This is a genomic window from Shewanella marinintestina (genome assembly GCF_023283845.1).
GTDB lineage: Bacteria > Pseudomonadota > Gammaproteobacteria > Enterobacterales > Shewanellaceae > Shewanella > Shewanella marinintestina.
The window spans coordinates 127,343-143,407 of sequence record NZ_JAKILC010000010.1; the positions used below are offsets into that span (position 1 = coordinate 127,343).

At 42.0% G+C, this 16,065-nt stretch carries 15 protein-coding genes; 7 read left to right on the top strand and 8 right to left on the bottom strand.

Going from position 1 to position 16,065, the window contains the following annotated elements:
• Positions 1-62 precede the first annotated feature (62 nt).
• Positions 63-1,490 (top strand): sodium:proton antiporter NhaD, encoded by a 1,428-nt coding sequence (gene nhaD, locus L2747_RS12720; RefSeq protein ID WP_248999397.1) that lies wholly within the window; start codon positions 63-65, stop codon positions 1,488-1,490.
• Positions 1,491-1,583: 93 nt separating this feature from the next.
• On the opposite strand, the gene L2747_RS12725 is transcribed toward nhaD, so the two are convergent.
• Complete coding sequence (locus tag L2747_RS12725; protein WP_248999398.1) at positions 1,584-2,744, bottom strand: NapC/NirT family cytochrome c; 1,161 nt, start codon at positions 2,742-2,744, stop codon at positions 1,584-1,586.
• A gap of 179 nt (positions 2,745-2,923) precedes the next feature.
• Between L2747_RS12725 and L2747_RS12730 the strand changes: the two genes are divergently transcribed.
• Entirely contained in the window at positions 2,924-5,560 is a 2,637-nt protein-coding gene (locus L2747_RS12730) for a molybdopterin-dependent oxidoreductase (protein ID WP_248999399.1), read from the top strand.
• Between the two features lie 68 nt (positions 5,561-5,628).
• Here the strand turns inward: L2747_RS12730 and L2747_RS12735 are convergent, their stop codons facing one another.
• A complete protein-coding gene (locus tag L2747_RS12735; RefSeq protein WP_248999400.1) occupies positions 5,629-6,735 on the bottom strand; it encodes a M20/M25/M40 family metallo-hydrolase in 1,107 nt (368 codons plus the stop codon).
• Positions 6,736-6,965: 230 nt separating this feature from the next.
• Between L2747_RS12735 and L2747_RS12740 the strand changes: the two genes are divergently transcribed.
• Positions 6,966-7,400, top strand: coding sequence for a dCMP deaminase family protein (locus L2747_RS12740; protein ID WP_248999401.1), 435 nt, complete (start codon positions 6,966-6,968; stop codon positions 7,398-7,400).
• An 87-nt stretch (positions 7,401-7,487) separates the two neighbouring features.
• Here the strand turns inward: L2747_RS12740 and L2747_RS12745 are convergent, their stop codons facing one another.
• Together L2747_RS12745 and L2747_RS12750 are read right to left on the bottom strand one after the other, a co-directional pair.
• The gene (locus tag L2747_RS12745) at positions 7,488-8,195 is read right to left on the bottom strand and encodes a hypothetical protein (protein WP_248999402.1); all 708 of its coding nucleotides are present in this window, start codon (positions 8,193-8,195) and stop codon (positions 7,488-7,490) included.
• 20 nt (positions 8,196-8,215) lie between these two features.
• Positions 8,216-8,851 (bottom strand): outer membrane protein assembly factor BamD, encoded by a 636-nt coding sequence (locus tag L2747_RS12750; RefSeq protein WP_248999403.1) that lies wholly within the window; start codon positions 8,849-8,851, stop codon positions 8,216-8,218.
• Positions 8,852-9,360: 509 nt separating this feature from the next.
• On the opposite strand from L2747_RS12750, the gene L2747_RS12755 reads away from it, so the two are divergent.
• Positions 9,361-9,690 carry a hypothetical protein gene (locus L2747_RS12755; protein ID WP_248999404.1) on the top strand — a complete coding sequence of 110 codons (330 nt, stop codon included), beginning with the start codon at positions 9,361-9,363 and terminating at the stop codon, positions 9,688-9,690.
• A 77-nt stretch (positions 9,691-9,767) separates the two neighbouring features.
• A complete protein-coding gene (locus tag L2747_RS12760; protein ID WP_248999405.1) occupies positions 9,768-10,391 on the top strand; it encodes a hypothetical protein in 624 nt (207 codons plus the stop codon).
• An 88-nt stretch (positions 10,392-10,479) separates the two neighbouring features.
• Here the strand turns inward: L2747_RS12760 and L2747_RS12765 are convergent, their stop codons facing one another.
• Positions 10,480-11,850 carry an endonuclease/exonuclease/phosphatase family protein gene (locus L2747_RS12765; RefSeq protein ID WP_248999406.1) on the bottom strand — a complete coding sequence of 457 codons (1,371 nt, stop codon included), beginning with the start codon at positions 11,848-11,850 and terminating at the stop codon, positions 10,480-10,482.
• 336 nt (positions 11,851-12,186) lie between these two features.
• Here L2747_RS12765 and L2747_RS12770 point away from each other — a divergent pair, with 336 nt between their 5' ends.
• Positions 12,187-12,495, top strand: coding sequence for a hypothetical protein (locus tag L2747_RS12770; RefSeq protein WP_248999407.1), 309 nt, complete (start codon positions 12,187-12,189; stop codon positions 12,493-12,495).
• A 48-nt stretch (positions 12,496-12,543) separates the two neighbouring features.
• On the opposite strand, the gene L2747_RS12775 is transcribed toward L2747_RS12770, so the two are convergent.
• From L2747_RS12775 to L2747_RS12785, 3 genes are all read right to left on the bottom strand, one after another.
• Complete coding sequence (locus tag L2747_RS12775; RefSeq protein WP_248999408.1) at positions 12,544-12,969, bottom strand: hypothetical protein; 426 nt, start codon at positions 12,967-12,969, stop codon at positions 12,544-12,546.
• A 27-nt stretch (positions 12,970-12,996) separates the two neighbouring features.
• On the bottom strand, positions 12,997-13,386 hold the full coding sequence (locus L2747_RS12780) for a glycine zipper family protein (protein ID WP_248999409.1): 390 nt from the start codon (positions 13,384-13,386) through the stop codon (positions 12,997-12,999).
• 244 nt (positions 13,387-13,630) lie between these two features.
• Complete coding sequence (locus L2747_RS12785) at positions 13,631-14,890, bottom strand: DUF1963 domain-containing protein (RefSeq protein WP_248999410.1); 1,260 nt, start codon at positions 14,888-14,890, stop codon at positions 13,631-13,633.
• 314 nt (positions 14,891-15,204) lie between these two features.
• On the opposite strand from L2747_RS12785, the gene L2747_RS12790 reads away from it, so the two are divergent.
• Positions 15,205-15,702 carry a phosphatase domain-containing protein gene (locus tag L2747_RS12790; RefSeq protein ID WP_248999411.1) on the top strand — a complete coding sequence of 166 codons (498 nt, stop codon included), beginning with the start codon at positions 15,205-15,207 and terminating at the stop codon, positions 15,700-15,702.
• The last annotated feature ends 363 nt before the right edge of the window (positions 15,703-16,065 follow it).

Genomic DNA, 16,065 nt, shown 5'->3' on the forward strand with positions numbered 1-16,065 from the left:
GATTTAATTCGTAATGCATTGTTATAAAACTACTTAATGCCTTCAAGGAGTCGAGAAGTCACATGAGAGTCAGCCAATTAATTTTAGCCATAATATCCTTGGGACTAGCAACACCCGCTTTTGCCAGCGACGCTGGACTGGATTTAACACAATCGGGTGTAGGTTATGCAGCATTAATCATATTTTTTCTGGCTTATTGTTTAGTGATGGGAGAAGAATATTTACAACTGCGTAAATCAAAACCAGTACTGTTAGCAGCCGGCATTATCTGGTTGATGATAGGTTTTGCTTATCAACAACAAGGCCAGATTGAAGTGGCTAAACAGGCCTTAGAGCATAACTTACTAGAATACTCTGAGCTATTGCTGTTCTTACTGGTTGCAATGACCTATATCAGCGCCATGGAAGAAAGACGATTGTTTGATAGTTTGCAAGCATGGATGGTCAGTAAAGGCTTTAATTTCCGCACCTTATTTTGGCTAACCGGCTTTCTCTCTTTTGTTATTTCACCTATCGCAGATAACCTTACAACCGCTCTGTTAATGTGTGCCGTTGTTATGAAAGTCGGTGGAGACAATTTAAAATTTATTAATATCGCCTGTATTAATATAGTGGTTGCAGCCAACGCAGGCGGCGCATTCAGTCCATTTGGCGACATCACAACCTTAATGGTGTGGCAAACAGGCTTAGTCAGCTTTGTTGAATTTACAGACTTGTTTATTCCATCGCTGGTTAATTACATTATTCCGGCAGTGATCATGTCGTTCTTTGTACCTAAAACTAAGCCCGATTGTGCGAATGAGAAGGTCGAGCTTAAACGTGGTGCCAAACGCATTGTCGCGCTATTTATTCTAACCATTGCCACAGCCGTAAGCTTCCACGCTTTAGTCCACTTCCCACCAGTTATTGGCATGATGATGGGTCTAGGTTATTTGCAGTTCTTTGGTTTTTACCTACGCAAAACCTTGCCACGCTCGTTAGAGAAAAAGAAGGCCGTTGCCTTAGCCAATAAAGATGAAACTGCACTAAAACGCTTAGGTTCAGTGGTTCCATTTGATGTATTTAAACGTGTATCACACGCAGAGTGGGATACCTTGCTGTTTTTCTATGGCGTTGTTATGTGTGTTGGCGGACTGAGCTTGTTAGGTTATCTCGGTATGGTGTCAGATGTGATGTACAACCAGTGGGATCCTGTTTGGGCTAACGTTATGGTCGGCATACTTTCAGCCATTGTTGATAATATTCCAGTGATGTTTGCGGTACTCACCATGCAGCCTGAACTGAGCTTAGGTAACTGGCTGCTAGTGACCTTAACCGCAGGCGTTGGCGGCAGTATGTTATCTATCGGTTCCGCGGCTGGTGTGGCACTAATGGGCGCCGCCCACGGTAAATACACCTTCTTTGGCCACCTAAAATGGATGCCAGTAATTGCCCTTGGTTATGCAGCGAGTATCTTGTGTCACTTATGGCTAAACGCGGATCTGTTTTAATATTTGAACAGCAATCTTCATAAACAAAAAAGCTCGGCTTAAGCCGAGCTTTTTTGTATTTCTAACGCTATACCATAATAAACAAAAGCCGTATCAGTTTGACCTCATCATGTCTTTCCCATGCACTTGTAAATACTTTAGCAGCGTCTGTTCCTCTGTCGGCGTGAGAGAGTTATAAGGCTTCATCGACTTTAACGAGCTTATCCACTGATTTGCTGGTAAGAAATCTGGGGCTGTCACAGCATGGCAGGCACTACAAGTCTCGTTATACATACCTTCAGCATATTGCCAAATAGAGTCGATGTTAGGTTGCAAGTAAGTCTGGGTAATCCAGGCTGTTACCTCAACCTGTTGCCACATCATCCCGGTGGTTGGGTCGCGTTTTTCTTGGATCAGTTTCTCTGTCGCTTTAGCAGACTCTTTCAACTTAGCAACACTTATCAATTTTCCAAGCTCTTGAGTAATAATGCCACTTTGAGCAGACTTTTCATGCCAGCCGGAAAATTTAATCTGCAACATGTCATTTTTAGTCGCTAACACAGTTACAGTAGATGCAGGTAACAGCATTCCTTCATTGGTGCCACTTTCATCTGGATCTCTATAGAGTTGCTTCTCCGTTAATGTGTAAAGCGTGGTGACTGACGGCGCTATAGCTGAATTTGCTTTTAACTGTTTAAACACCTCATGAAACTTCTCACTCACCATCGGCAACTGATGCGCGATGCCTTTATGACACTCGATACAGTTCATATTTTTAGCTGCAGCACCGGTCATGGCTGCAGCCGCTGCTGGTGATTGCTTGGCATGATCCATAGCATCATAAGTGTGGCAGCTTTTACAGGGTGCTGAGTTAGTGTCAGCCATCATTTTCCAAACATCTTCAGCCATCTTTTGTCTGTGTTGCTCAAACTTTAAGGGAGTATCGACATCACCAGAAATATACTCGCTATAAATATCACCTAAACCGCCGATCTTGGCTTTAAGAAAGTCTATCGGGTTATCTTCCGGAATATGGCAATTACGGCATTCAGCCCGCACTCCTGCGGCATTTTTAAAGTGAATGGTATTTTTATATTCATTGTAGTTCTCATCCATTGAATGACAGGAAACGCAAAACTCGGTGCTCGAGCTATATTCAACCGACTCATGAAATACAAACACACCAACGAGAGTCATAACGACTGCAATAAGCGCAATAGTAAAAACCGAGTATTTAGCACTCGGTTTAGTAAGAAAATGCCAAGCTCTCTTCATATTGATATTCCATCTTTTAAATCCGTGTCAGCTTTTTATCTTGAACTACAATAATGATAGTTAAAGTTTAAAAAACAGACACAAGAATCCGCTATTAGATGACAGAAACCGCATTCGAACAGTGACGATATGGGGAGCACGATAAGCGGGGTTGCAGGCAGTTTAATTAGGAATAAAACATGGCAATATCAAGACGTCACTTTTTGAAAGCTTCATTAGCCTCAGCTTTCGCTGCCCAAGGGCTGACTTTATTCCCTGCGAGCAAAGTATTTGCAGATGATACCCAAGTTATCCATCATGCTTCTCACTACGGTCCATTCAAAGCCGTGGTTAAAAACGGCAAACTCATTGGCATTCAGCCCATCAACGATATTGATGAGTTTCCAACAGAGATGCTAACTAAGGGCGTATTAGGCCGTACCTACAGTGATACGCGCATTATGTACCCCATGGTGCGTAAATCCTTTTATGACAACCCATTAGGTGATCACAAGCCAGAGTTGCGCGGTAAGGAACCTTTTGTGCGGGTGGACTGGAAAACTGCTATAGCACTGACCTCTTATGCCATCGCAAAGACCATTCAAGAACACGGTAATGAAGCTATTTTCAGCTCCTCATACGGAGGCTGGTCTCATTCAGGCTTGATGCGTCCACAAACCTTACAAGGTCGATTTTTTAATCTTATCGGGGGGCAAAGTAGCTGCAGTGGCGATTATTCCGCGGGCGCATCAGAAGTGATATTGCCCCACATTATTGGCGACTTAGAGGTCTACTCTCCGCAAACCGCTTGGGAGGTTATCGGAAAAAATACCCAAGTCTTTATCTTTGTCGGTTGTGACCCCTTTAAAACCAACCGTATTGAATTTACGGTTGCGGATCATCAGATGCATCAGCATTGGCTAGATTTTGCTAAAAAAGGCATCAAGTTTATCTCTATCAATCCACAGAAAACCTACTCAGATAATCACCTTGATAGTGAAGTTATCCATATTCGCCCCGGTACAGATACCGCGCTATTTACAGCGATGTCATACCATTTATATAGCAGCAAGCAACATGATCAAGCCTACCTAGACAAATACACCACAGGATTTGATAAGTATCTTGCCTACCTCGATGGTAGTGAAGACGGCATAAAGAAAACCCCTGAATGGGCAGCAGCTATTACAGGGCTAAGTACAGCACAAATTATTGAGCTTGCCGAAATCATGGTGACTAAACGCACTCAAATTGCTGCGGGCTGGTCACTACAGCGAGCCGATCATGGCGAGATGGTCCACTGGGCTATCATTAACTTCACAGCCATGGCGGGTAAAATTGGTAAACCCGGTGTGGGCTGTGGTTTTAGCTGGCATTATGGCTGTGGCGGCATGCCGCAATCAGGCACGCGCATGCCTATCGGATTATCTCAAGGGCGAAATCCAGTCACCAAGACAGTTCCTGTAGTACTAATTTCAGAAATGCTCAATAACCCCGGTAAGGCGTTTAGCCGTGATGGCAGCCCAAAAACCTTCCCCGACACTAAGTTAATTTATAACTCTGGCAATAACTTAATGTCCCATCAACAGAACACCAACGAATTAATTAAAGCCTTAGAAAAAGTCGATACGGTAATTTGCCAAGATCCATGGTGGTGCGCTTCTTCTCGCTATGCCGATATCGTGCTCCCCTCTACCACGACACTTGAGCGTAACGATATGAGCTCTGGTGGCACCTATAGCAATAATAAAATTTATGCGATGAAACAGGTAATTGAACCTGTTGGCGAAAGCTTAGATGATTACGAGATCTTCTCGCGACTTGCATTTATGTTTAACGTGCATGACCAGTACACTGGCGGCAAAACCATGATGGAGCATTTGCGCCACTCTTATGAAAATTCCGACGGCCCCGATGGCTTTGATACCTTCTGGAACAATGGCATCAGCCATTTAGCCACGCCAAAAGCGGCTGATGCTTATGTACGTCACGCAGACTTCTATCAAAATCCCAACAAGCACCCTCTGCACACGCCTTCAGGAAAAATTGAACTGTATAGCTCAACCATTGATGCCTTTAACATCGCAGATTGTCCCGGAATGCCTAAATGGATGCCACCGTTTGAGTGGCTAGGCAATGCAAAAGAGGGCCAAGTCCAAGTGCTCAGCCCACACCCTTGGATGCGGCTTCATTCACAAATGGCCAATACAGAGGTCAATTCCCACGAGTCTGTAGCAGGTCGACAAATTGCCATGATCAATGCTGCAGACGCAAAAGAAAGGGGCGTAAAAGAGGGCGATATAATCGAAGTTTATAATGATCGCGGTATAACTCTGTGCGGCGCAAAAATCATCGCCGATTGCATGCCAGGAGTGATTTACATTCATGAAGGCGCCTGGCTGCAACTTGATGATAAAGGTCGCTGTAATTCGGGCTCAATCAACATGCTAACCTCAAGTAAGCCCTGCAGTGGATTAAGCCAAGCAACCAGTGCTAATACCTGTTTAGCCTATTTCAAAAAATGCACTGACCCACAATCGGAAAACCTCGCCTACACTCCACCAGAAATAATGACAGCCAAAAATGCGGTTGATATATGGAGCCTGCAGCTTGGCACACGCCTAAAAGCGGTGAGTGGTAATAAAAAAGGTACCCAATCAAAAGGTGAAACACTCTTCTATGGCAGCTGTAGCCTATGCCATGCTTCTCCTCATCCTGATGAATACACCATCAATCAATGGAAAGGGATCACCAAAAGTATGTTTCCACGCTCAGGGCTAAATGCAGCCGATCAAAAACTGGTACTGGAATATTTAGATAAGCATGCCAAGAAGTAGCTAATTACCATCCCATCAAATAAAAAAGCTCGGCTTAAGCCGAGCTTTTTTATGACTAAAATGAGTAATTAGCGGGTTAGATAACAATGAATGAAGTCAGTTATCGCCACCATATCGGCAACCGCAATAAACTCATCGGTGGTGTGCACTTTAGCCATCCCCGTTGATAAGTTAACCGTCTTTAAGCCATTAGCGTTAAAGATGTTAGCGTCCGAACCACCGCCAGTCGGCTTGGTCATCGCATCAATGCCAATAGCGGCAAACGTGTCTTTAATCTCTAACACATGCGCGTCATCATCAGCAATATGGTACGCGTTATAAGAGCGACTTGAGTCAATCTCTACAATAGCGCCATGCTTTTGCGCCGCCGCTTCAAAAGTCGACACCATATGAGCAACTTGTTTAGCCAGTTTGTCATCATTAAGTGAGCGCGCTTCAGCTTCAATATACAGCTCTGGCATCACAATGTTGGTTGCCTGCCCACCTTGTACCACACCAATGTTAGCCGTTGTTTCTTCATCAATGCGGCTAAGCTGCATCTTACTAATTGCATCGGCAGCCACAGTTAAGGCATTTACACCTGCTTCAGGTTCTAGACCAGCATGAGCGGGTTTGCCTTTAATGGTGATTTTTAAGCTCTGCTGACCCGGCGCAGTGGTTATAATTGTGCCAATAGGGCCACCAGAATCGAGTACGATAGCTTGGCTTGATTCAATCTTACTGATATCAAAACTCTTAGCGCCATGCATGCCTCGCTCTTCAAACACCGTAAACGCGACTTCAATCGTTTTATGCGCTTTGCCCTGCTCTTGGATACTGCGAATAGCCTCCATCACAGCGGCAATACCTGACTTGTCATCACCACCTAAAATGGTGTCGCCTTTAGAGCGAATAATACCGTCTTCAATAATTGGCTCAATGCCATTACCAGGCGTTACTGTGTCCATATGGCTACTGAAAACGATGCTACCTTCAAGCTCACCTGCTAATTTGCCATAAATATTAAAGCCATTGGTGATTTCATCAGGCACCGCAAGTTTAGTCACTTCAAAACCCAGCTCGCCAAGCTGCTCAGCCAACGCCTCAGCCACTGCTTTTTCATTGCCTGATTCACTGTCGATTTTCACTAGTGAGATAAAATGTTCAACGAGTCGTTGTGGATTGATCTTGGTCATCTGTGAGCAACTTCTGTTATGCAAAATAGACAAGGATCATAAACCTAAGTAGCGAACTTAATCGTTGGCTTACATCAAATAAATACCAAAAATACACATGAACCACAGACTCAGGGCAGTCTTATTGCTTATTGGATGGCTTATTTGTTGATTTATCATTGTTCTGCATAGAGAATAACAACTAGTTTGAGCGGTTTATTCAATAGCATAGATTTAGGAGTTTCAATTCGATGATGACAAAATGGGCGACACGTTTTTTACAGATGGCCGAGCTCGTTGCATCTTGGAGTAAAGATCCCTCTACTCAAGTGGGTGCGGTGATCACTGAAAATAACCGAATTGTTTCTTTAGGTTTTAATGGTTATCCACATGGTGTGTCTGATAGCGCGGAAACCGACAACCGTGAAATGAAGCTACTCAAAACCTTGCACGCTGAAGAAAACGCCATTCTTTACGCTAAGCGTGACCTTAGTGGTTGTGAGATTTGGGTAACGCACTTTCCTTGCCCTAACTGCGCGGCAAAAATCATCCAAACAGGCTTAAGCACTGTACACAGCCCAATGCCAAGCGAAGATTTTCAGTCACGCTGGGGCGACAAGATTAAGATCAGCGAAGATATGTTTGCCCAAGCAGGCGTCAAAGTTGATTGGATGCAGGCTGATTAATAAAAATCTGCCTACAACGCACGACTTAACATCATGATAAAGGACGCTAACTCGCGTCCTTTTATTTGCTCACAGCCGTATTAGCGATTATACCCCTGATAAATAGAAGCGGCCCGCTTGCTCCAAGATGATGTGGCGGTGACCTTGCGCTGTTCGATAGTTATAACAAGTGTTAATCGAATCAGCGGTAAAACAACCATTTATCGATAGGTTAAATTGGCTCTGATCTGCATTAATGATTGCACTAGCAAATGACGTTTCGGTTTCGTTTTGTAAACTCACGGCAATGGCTTTGTAATCATTAATAAGGCGTTCGCGAATATCGGCCTTTAGCCCAGAGACTTGCTTAATAAGCTTGTTATACTCCTCTTGCTCCACCCCTTCAAAATATACAGTTCCATTTTCTGGCATGACTAAGTGAGCAAAAAAATATTGATAGTCATGGTTCGATAGTGCTTTAACCACAGAGTTAATTAGCGCCAACTTACTCGCCTGAGGATAGGTGTCATTATCCACTTTAACGCCATTTCTAAATACTTGAGTATCGAGCTCATTGAGTCGAATTTTACTCAACTTTCCGATTACTGACTCGCTATATTGCTCGGAAATTTGTTGGTATTTTTCATAAGCCTGATTTAACTGGATGCTATCTTCCAGCTGTTTTGCAGTAACAAACTCAAGATTAACAGCATTAGCTGCATCGACAGCAGCAAAGCTCAAACTGGTATAACTAAGGGTTAACAGTAACAAGGATGCACTCAATAGCGTGTTAATTAAGCGAATGTGTTTTTTCATTATCTTAGAAGCCTTTGCCATTATCTTACGTGCCAATAGTAATTATTATTGGCTTTAATCAATCTAAACCCTCTAACGTCTTGCCAATGCATTTTATAAAGCACTGCAACTTGCTTTTCGCGCACCTCATAAAATTCAGGCTGAACATCGTTATCTAACAGCAGATTGATATTATCGATTATAGAGGTGACTCGAGGATCATTAGTATCTAACAAGCTTTGCATGGTTTCGATAATATCCTGATCAACGTCTACATCAGGAAGGTTTGCATATTGACTTAAATGATAAACCAGATAATTAGCATCTTTACTTTTCAATGCCTTAGCTAATGACCTCAGTAAGTCTTGGTAGCTGGATTGCGGATACTTATCGCTATCTTTTTTTATGCCGCCATTAAACACTTTGTCGGTTAACTTACCTATTTCCAATGAGCTAACAACAGCAGCACGGGTGCTAGGGTAAGTTGTGATGATCTGCTGTAACAGATCATATTCTTTATCGTATTCACCAGTATGTTGGTACAGGTTTGCCTCAACAAATAGGCTGTTGGCATTAGCTTCGACAGATGTGGACTGTGGTGGTTGATAAGTTGTATTGCAGCCCTGCAGAACAACTAAAGGCAGTGCTAAAAGAAACAAATGTGCTGGTTTTATCATCGATAAACTCTAGAGTAAGATAGGCTCGGGTTCAGCAAACCTATTTAGATCAACAATAGCCAAAATTATTGGCTACGCTTAGCTAGCTTTTTTGATAGCGTCAAGTTAACAATCGCCTTACTATTGGCATCTGCAAACATATAAATACGGCGTCAACAAAGTAACAGATAAAACAATAAATAACAGTGGACTTAAACCGTAAATCTCAACAAACTTTCAAACCAAGGGAGTGTTCATAAAATACAGTTTAACGGTAACAACGCTAAAGCCCTCTCTGGGCATGCTTAACACCTAATACCTGCTCACTTAAGCCGTCATCATTAGCATATTGATATGTTGAACGTACACATCGTTGCAGTGGTGATAGTTGTCATAATACTATTGCCGCGAGTTCGCTCGCTTTTGTACTTCTCCTTAGTTAGAACAGATACAAGCATGCATTAAGTTTCCGTACAGCATTCTGCCTTTATAGTAAGTATCAGATAAGGATGATTAAGTAGAGGCGATAGATGAAGCAATTAACTAAGCTGTTATCGACAACTGTGAATATGTTTACCACTGCATCAAAAACGGTAATCACGTTAGCTCTAGCCTTGGCACTCTCAATCGGCAACGCTCACGCCTCGCCCAATACAGCAGTAACCGCAAACTTGGTAAAATCTAACACTGAAGATAATTTGCTAATCTGCCAATATCGCACAATTTCTGCTAGCCATTTTCAGGTGTTCGATAAGGTTTTAGACAAGGAGACAAGCTGCCCAACCAACATGCAGGTTTCCCCTGAACCTATGTTAACCCAAGCAGAAAAGAATCAGCTTAACCGAATGATGAAGCACTAATAAAAAATTAAAGCCATCAAAAATCAAAACATATTGAATGGTAAATATATCATTCAATAATGTGTTTAGAGCTGGTTATGTTAAAGTCTGTCGAGCAGCTGACGCAATTGTCCACCACACCAGGAAGTCAAATAATGAATGAGTACTTTTTTGCCATTGAGAACATGAACATTCCTTTTTATGACTTTCCCGATGAATACTCAGGTGTTATCCCTAGCAATATGTTCACCCACCCGGTAGAGCCTGTACCCCTAATCGTAAAATTTACAGGTGACGATGTACATCAACTCGCTGATATCTTTTTAGTACCAGGACTAAGCATTAAGTTGCCGTTATTCCAACAATTAGAGCTTAGTGATATCCACGGCACCAATTGGGTTCAAGTAAACTTATTTGATCAAGGTGAGCACCTGTATCAAATGCTGCAAGTTGAAAACGAGATAAAAGCCATTGATCGCCAGCAAAGTGAATTCGATTTCTATGATGAATTTAATGGCGGCGAGTTTATTTCTGGAATGAACAAACTGGTGTTAGATGAGCAAACATTAAATAAAATCGCTCTAGAGAAAAGGCTAATATTCAGAGATAGTGGATGGAAAGATAAGCTGTTTTTTCACAAAAGTATTGTTAATAAAATAATACAATTTCAACCTAAAGGGATCAGCTTTATACCCGTTGATGGCTATAATGAATTTGGCTAACTAACTTCGTCTAGTTTAAGCAGATCATTCTACTTAAACTACAAAAAAAGCCCCGATAAGTCGGGGCTTTGCGCTTAATTAAAACTCATTAGAATTGAGCTTTAACCCAAACCATACGATGGTCTGAAGAGATATCTTTACCAGTACCGTACTTACCGATGCGCAGATCGTTAAATAGCATGCGGCCTTCTTGGTAAGTAGCTTGCCAGTACACACCTGAATCAACAATGTTTAGCGACGCTGAAGGAATCGCGTGGTCAGCATTAATACCGCCGTAAGGGTTGTGGAATTCAGCCGTAATACGATTCGGGAATGGGTGAGCAGAACTTCTGTCAGCAGCATACTCAGCAGCACCATAACTTGTTGGGTACAAATCACCATTAGTTACGTTTTGATTTACTACAGGGTCTGCATGTAACGCAGCCATCACTTCAGTAAAGCCGTCACCAGCACCTGTTGCCGCATCAAGGTTTTGATCACCTACGATAACAAAGTGTGCACCTTCGGTAAGCGCGCCCTTGTTACCTGCATCGTCATAAAAATCTTGAGCATTAGTTACATAGTTATGCCAGAACTCAACCTCAGCTGCGTTTTGTAGCTTGTTCTTACCAGTATCAAATACTGGTGGAGTTGGGTGAGACATAAGAATGTGGATGGTTTCAGTGCCATCTTTAGTCGGCACTAAAATAGGTGCATCGACGTGGTTTTTAGATGAAAGTGTCATTTGCTGCCACTCTTCATCTGTATACCAGTTTTCACCGTCTAGTAACGGGTTTTCAGCACCTTCAAGATCTTTCCATTTGAACTTCTGGAAAGTACGGGTATTTTTAGTATCGATTTCATACTTAGACATTAACGCAAACGCGTATTGCCCATGGTACTTACCATAGCCCCAAGAGTCATTGCCATATTCATTTGTACCAACATCAGCTTCAGTCGCTACATAGCCATCATTATTCAAGTCAAAGCCACTTAATAGGCCTGTGTTAGTGCCGTAACTTTCAGCAAATGGGTATTCAATTGGCTCTAGATCTGCTTCGCCACCTGCACCGTCAATACTTTGTGCAACTGATAGGTAGTTTTCTTGGAAGCCTTTAAGTGCAGATAAATCTTCACCTGTGCCATCATTGTTATATTCACCCATCATTAGCACGTCAGGGCGAGTCTTTTGAATGATTGCGGCAACGTTGCGGATTTGAATCACTTTTTCAGCTGTCGTTTTATCAGCAGGTTCCATTGCATCTTTGTCTGCAAGGTAAGCTTCAACTAATGTAGTCTGATCAGCAGAGCTCAGCTCCATTTCAGCAACTAAGTCTTCAAATGTATTACGATCAAAAGAAAGGTTATAAGTAGCAATTTTAACTTCAGTATGGTCTACATACTTTACGTCATCGTCATTACAACCGGTAAGAAGTGCAACACCTACAGCTATAGCTGCAGCAGTTTTTAGTAATTTCATATTGTGACCCATCTTTAATTATTTATTATATTTAGCTCAATTGATTTGAGCTTAGGACGGAGTCTAAACAGGTGTATAAGAAAAGAAAGATCTGTCGTGTCTTTTTGTGACTCCTGACATGAGTCGTTACAACTAACAACCAATGATTAACAAGCAACCACCAGAAGTTAACAACTAAAAATTGTGGTAGATAATCTGTATTTGGTTAATTTAAAAATTAAAAATGCTAAATAAATACATAGTAATAAAATAATCCCTACGACAAACGGTTAAGTTTCAGTACAGCATACTGCCGGTATATTAATGCTTAAATAAGGATGGTTAAGAGAGCTAAAAATGACGCAATTAACTAATGTGCTAGCAACCACTATAAAATCACTAACCACGATTGCATTAACCTTGATGATCTCAATGGGCAGCGTTCATGCCTCACCACATACAGCAGTAACCGCGAATCTTGTAAAATCGAAAACCGATGACAACCTACTTATCTGCCAATACCAAACGGTCTCTGGCAGCCACTTTCAGGTTTTTGATAAACTTTTAGACAATGAATATGCCTGCCCAACAAGCATGCTCGTTGCCCCAGAGCCCATGCTTACCAGCACTGAAATAGCACAGATTAAACAAAGGCAAAAGCACTAATTGCTGGTGCGATGATAAGCAGAAAAAATATCAGTTGCGAATGACGCTTTAGGATAATTCCTGCAGCTCATAAAGCGCTCCAACAGCGTTAGCTACCGCGAGTAACCTAGCTTTGATCGCCTGCTCAATACCTGCGCCGCCTTTTAGTAAATCATCAACGGCTATTAAAGCCGTTGTGACAAGGCGATGACTGTCGTACACATAAGCATAACCTGACTCGACCACCCAACGTCTTTCATTAGCAGCATTCTGCAAGCTCTCTTCACTGACGCTTATAGGCGTCCTTGATAGATCGTTTTCTTCTAACGTTCTGACCAAAGTAAAATCAAACGACAAAATAAAATCTTCATCACCATACCAATCAGCTTTTAATGCTTGAAAATTTACCCACATTTCCAGCTCTGCCAACAATGGCGTTAGTGAGTTAGAAAAATTGCCATCGGCCATTACTCTAATAGGAAACTCTTGCTGCATCTTTACTTTAACCTTCGTTATTCTTTATTAATTAAGCACTACATAACCACGATTTGTCATACAGTTCTTTATTACCATGCTTTGTTCATTTGCGTAAGCGTCTTTATTATTACGTCTCTCTCTACCTTTAGAAAGTACCCCAACACCTAAACCTATTGCAGCGCCTTGCTTTGCACCATCAGTGCCTGAACCACCAGCTATCGCCTTACCAGCACTGCCTATTGCAGCACCTTTAGCGGCACTACCTATAGCGCTACCTTCAGTTTCCTGCTTTTGTACTTGAGTAGATAATTCAGTGCACTGGTGTAAATCGTAGACGTAGTCTTTTTCTTCTACGCCCGTCTTATCAACGATGATATTGGCGAATACACTCATTGGTGCAAGTAGTGCACTTAAAAGCAATAACTGACGTTTCATTTAGCTTTCCTTCTATTTACTCACAAGCTTTGGGATTTTTAGCTTTACGAAAACCCTAGCAGCTTGATTTGACATCAACTTTATTGCCTCAATAGTAAACAAACCAACCTGTCAGTTAGATGAACAGAAGTTAATTTAAGCGCGAGAATGCGAAATAAAGAAAAGCAAATAAGAAAACTATCCATAATAAATCAATCATGGATAGTTATTAAAAGATCAGTTAAAACCCCAAACTCGTTTAGCGTTAATCCTGACAATAAGTATAAGCGATCTGTTGCCAGTCAGTGTTATCGCCACGTAATACATCGGCCGGAATACTGTATATACAGCTACCAGAGTCACTGTAGAGATAGCTTAAAATCGCGATATGGTTTTTAGGTAAATACGGCTCTTCACTAAAACTACCATCTTGCTTAAACACTAGCTGAGTAAGCTCTGCAACTCTAGGCATTAAACCGCAGCCATATGGCAAATTATCGTAGAGATCAGAATCGATCATTGAGCCTATTTTTTCTATTGCCAACGCGATTTGAGTTTCGCTGTCAGGTAACTGTTTATAAGGCTGCCAACAAATTGGGTATGCGCCTGCCTTACGAAAAGCCACATCAAAACCTGAAGGGGCTAAGTCGTCTCCCGCTATCGCTTTATCAGGTTTCTCTACCCAGTTAAGAGATTGCATTTCAAGCTCTGTCCAGAATATTGTCTCACAACGGCCAACTGGCTCTTCTCCCTCCTCAGGCTCTGGAATAAAAACCTGCAGCAAGCCTGAAGTTGGCAAAGCTGAATGACGGCCTTCTAGCTCGGCAAAGTTTATTTGTAGCGCCAGTTTTAGATTGTTATCAGCTTCAATGGCTTGCATAGCCTGTAGGTTTTGGCTTGCTATTGCAGAGTCAAGTTCAGGTAGCCAAGGCGAGCCCGCGATACGACTTTGAAATTCATTATCGTATTCACCAGCAAGCATATTAAAACCAACACTGAGCAGGCCAAATTGGGCTTCTAATTCATCTTCTAATCGTTGCAGCTGCTGCAGACTTTGCTGTTTACTCATAAACACAGCTTTATAGTCTGCACTACTCGATTGAAATGGATTAGTTAAGCTAGCTGCTTCAAACTTTTTTAACAGTAATAGATAAGGCTGAGCTAAGCGTTGGTTTTCGGCAAGGCCTGTTAGATCGCATAACTTTGACGGCATTAACTCATCCAGTTTATCCATCATGTTATTGGCTTTAGTTAGCTGAAAACTCCCTTTGGGTAAATCAAGGCTATAAGGGTAAAGGCTAGCTTCTTTAAAGACCTCAAAACAGGATTGATTAAGTAGCCAAGAAACCAGTTCCATACATGGAAAAGGTTTAGCAAAAGCGTACTCTAAGGCGCTACGCCCTTTATCGTCACGCTCATGAATGTCCTGCCCTGCATCAAGCATATTTTGTAATGCCTGCTGGTGCTCAAAGAACTGCTCATCTGTCTTTACTTTCTTAAATAGCCAAAACCACGGCTTCAACATAATCGTCCCTTTTAAATCACTTTTTAATAAAGCCGCATACTGCCAACATTACAGTCGAGATTAGAGGCCTGAATGCTTCTTATCACAAATAATACTCTCAATTAATATAGGTTTGTATTTGCTTTTCAAAACACCGTCAATAAATAGCCCTTATTTTACTCAAGCAGGCTTAACATACTGCCCCAGCAAGTTACCAGTACCTAATCCATAAAAAAGTAGCCGAGCGCCGAAAGTCAGCTTGCTAACTAAGCAAATCTAAAATTACACTTAGCTGCGTAAATTAGAAAACTCAAAGACAATGCGAAGGAATCTTTATGTCTCATCCCTATGATTTATTAACGCTAGATGATGGCGCGACCTTAATATTTACTCCTTGTCCTGGAACAAAAGATGCAGATCTTGCAAAGTCTGTATCCATTTTGAAAGAAGCCGGAGCTGTAGCCGTCATTTCAACGGTTACCGCTGAGGAAATGACTAAGCTGAACGTGCCGACTTTAGGAACAGAGATACAAAGCCAAGGGCTAGCTTGGTTTGCATTACCGATTGAAGATGATTGCGCACCAGCGGCAGATTTCGATGTGGCCTTTGCTCACGCTAAACAACAAATCTTATCGCTTATAGAAGGCAAAAATATCCTTGCCATTCATTGCCGCGGAGGCTCGGGCCGCACCGGCCTAGTTGCAGCAATCATTATGTTAGAGCAAGGTATTGCATGGCCTGAGGTTCAATCTCGAATACAAGCATTACGCCCTAAAGCCCTAATCGTGCCAGCTCATATCCAATATCTTGCCAAGCATTACCCTATTGGCTAAGGCTCGATTATATTGGCACCTTATACAAGCTCGTTGCAGTGTAATACCAATCAGTATAAGAATTTGATCAGCTCAGAACGATTTTTGGCAAACTAATTCAAGGCGAATAGCTGCAATAATGGTTATTCCCTTATAAAGGTATTCAACGCAGAAGTAGGCAGCCAAAAACGTTCCAGATTGGCGAGTTTTAGCGATTCTGATGCTGTGTTAACGAATTTGAACGTAGAACAACTATGCTCTTCACTCGTTGCCCTGCCTCAAAACCGCTAAACTCTCGCTGAGTGACTAAATGTTTATACTGATTGGTATAAGGTGCCAATGTATTAACGTTTTGCTTTACCTCGCAACACCAATCCTCCCAGT

What these genes read in the sequence shown, in the direction of transcription:
- nhaD (WP_248999397.1), top strand. Translation starts at nt 63, where the DNA reads ATGAGAGTCAGCCAATTAATTTTAGCCATAATATCCTTGGGACTAGCA.
- L2747_RS12725 (WP_248999398.1), bottom strand. Translation starts at nt 2,744, where the DNA reads ATGAAGAGAGCTTGGCATTTTCTTACTAAACCGAGTGCTAAATACTCG.
- L2747_RS12730 (WP_248999399.1), top strand. Translation starts at nt 2,924, where the DNA reads ATGGCAATATCAAGACGTCACTTTTTGAAAGCTTCATTAGCCTCAGCT.
- L2747_RS12735 (WP_248999400.1), bottom strand. Translation starts at nt 6,735, where the DNA reads ATGACCAAGATCAATCCACAACGACTCGTTGAACATTTTATCTCACTA.
- L2747_RS12740 (WP_248999401.1), top strand. Translation starts at nt 6,966, where the DNA reads ATGATGACAAAATGGGCGACACGTTTTTTACAGATGGCCGAGCTCGTT.
- L2747_RS12745 (WP_248999402.1), bottom strand. Translation starts at nt 8,195, where the DNA reads ATGAAAAAACACATTCGCTTAATTAACACGCTATTGAGTGCATCCTTG.
- L2747_RS12750 (WP_248999403.1), bottom strand. Translation starts at nt 8,851, where the DNA reads ATGATAAAACCAGCACATTTGTTTCTTTTAGCACTGCCTTTAGTTGTT.
- L2747_RS12755 (WP_248999404.1), top strand. Translation starts at nt 9,361, where the DNA reads ATGAAGCAATTAACTAAGCTGTTATCGACAACTGTGAATATGTTTACC.
- L2747_RS12760 (WP_248999405.1), top strand. Translation starts at nt 9,768, where the DNA reads ATGTTAAAGTCTGTCGAGCAGCTGACGCAATTGTCCACCACACCAGGA.
- L2747_RS12765 (WP_248999406.1), bottom strand. Translation starts at nt 11,850, where the DNA reads ATGAAATTACTAAAAACTGCTGCAGCTATAGCTGTAGGTGTTGCACTT.
- L2747_RS12770 (WP_248999407.1), top strand. Translation starts at nt 12,187, where the DNA reads ATGACGCAATTAACTAATGTGCTAGCAACCACTATAAAATCACTAACC.
- L2747_RS12775 (WP_248999408.1), bottom strand. Translation starts at nt 12,969, where the DNA reads ATGCAGCAAGAGTTTCCTATTAGAGTAATGGCCGATGGCAATTTTTCT.
- L2747_RS12780 (WP_248999409.1), bottom strand. Translation starts at nt 13,386, where the DNA reads ATGAAACGTCAGTTATTGCTTTTAAGTGCACTACTTGCACCAATGAGT.
- L2747_RS12785 (WP_248999410.1), bottom strand. Translation starts at nt 14,890, where the DNA reads ATGTTGAAGCCGTGGTTTTGGCTATTTAAGAAAGTAAAGACAGATGAG.
- L2747_RS12790 (WP_248999411.1), top strand. Translation starts at nt 15,205, where the DNA reads ATGTCTCATCCCTATGATTTATTAACGCTAGATGATGGCGCGACCTTA.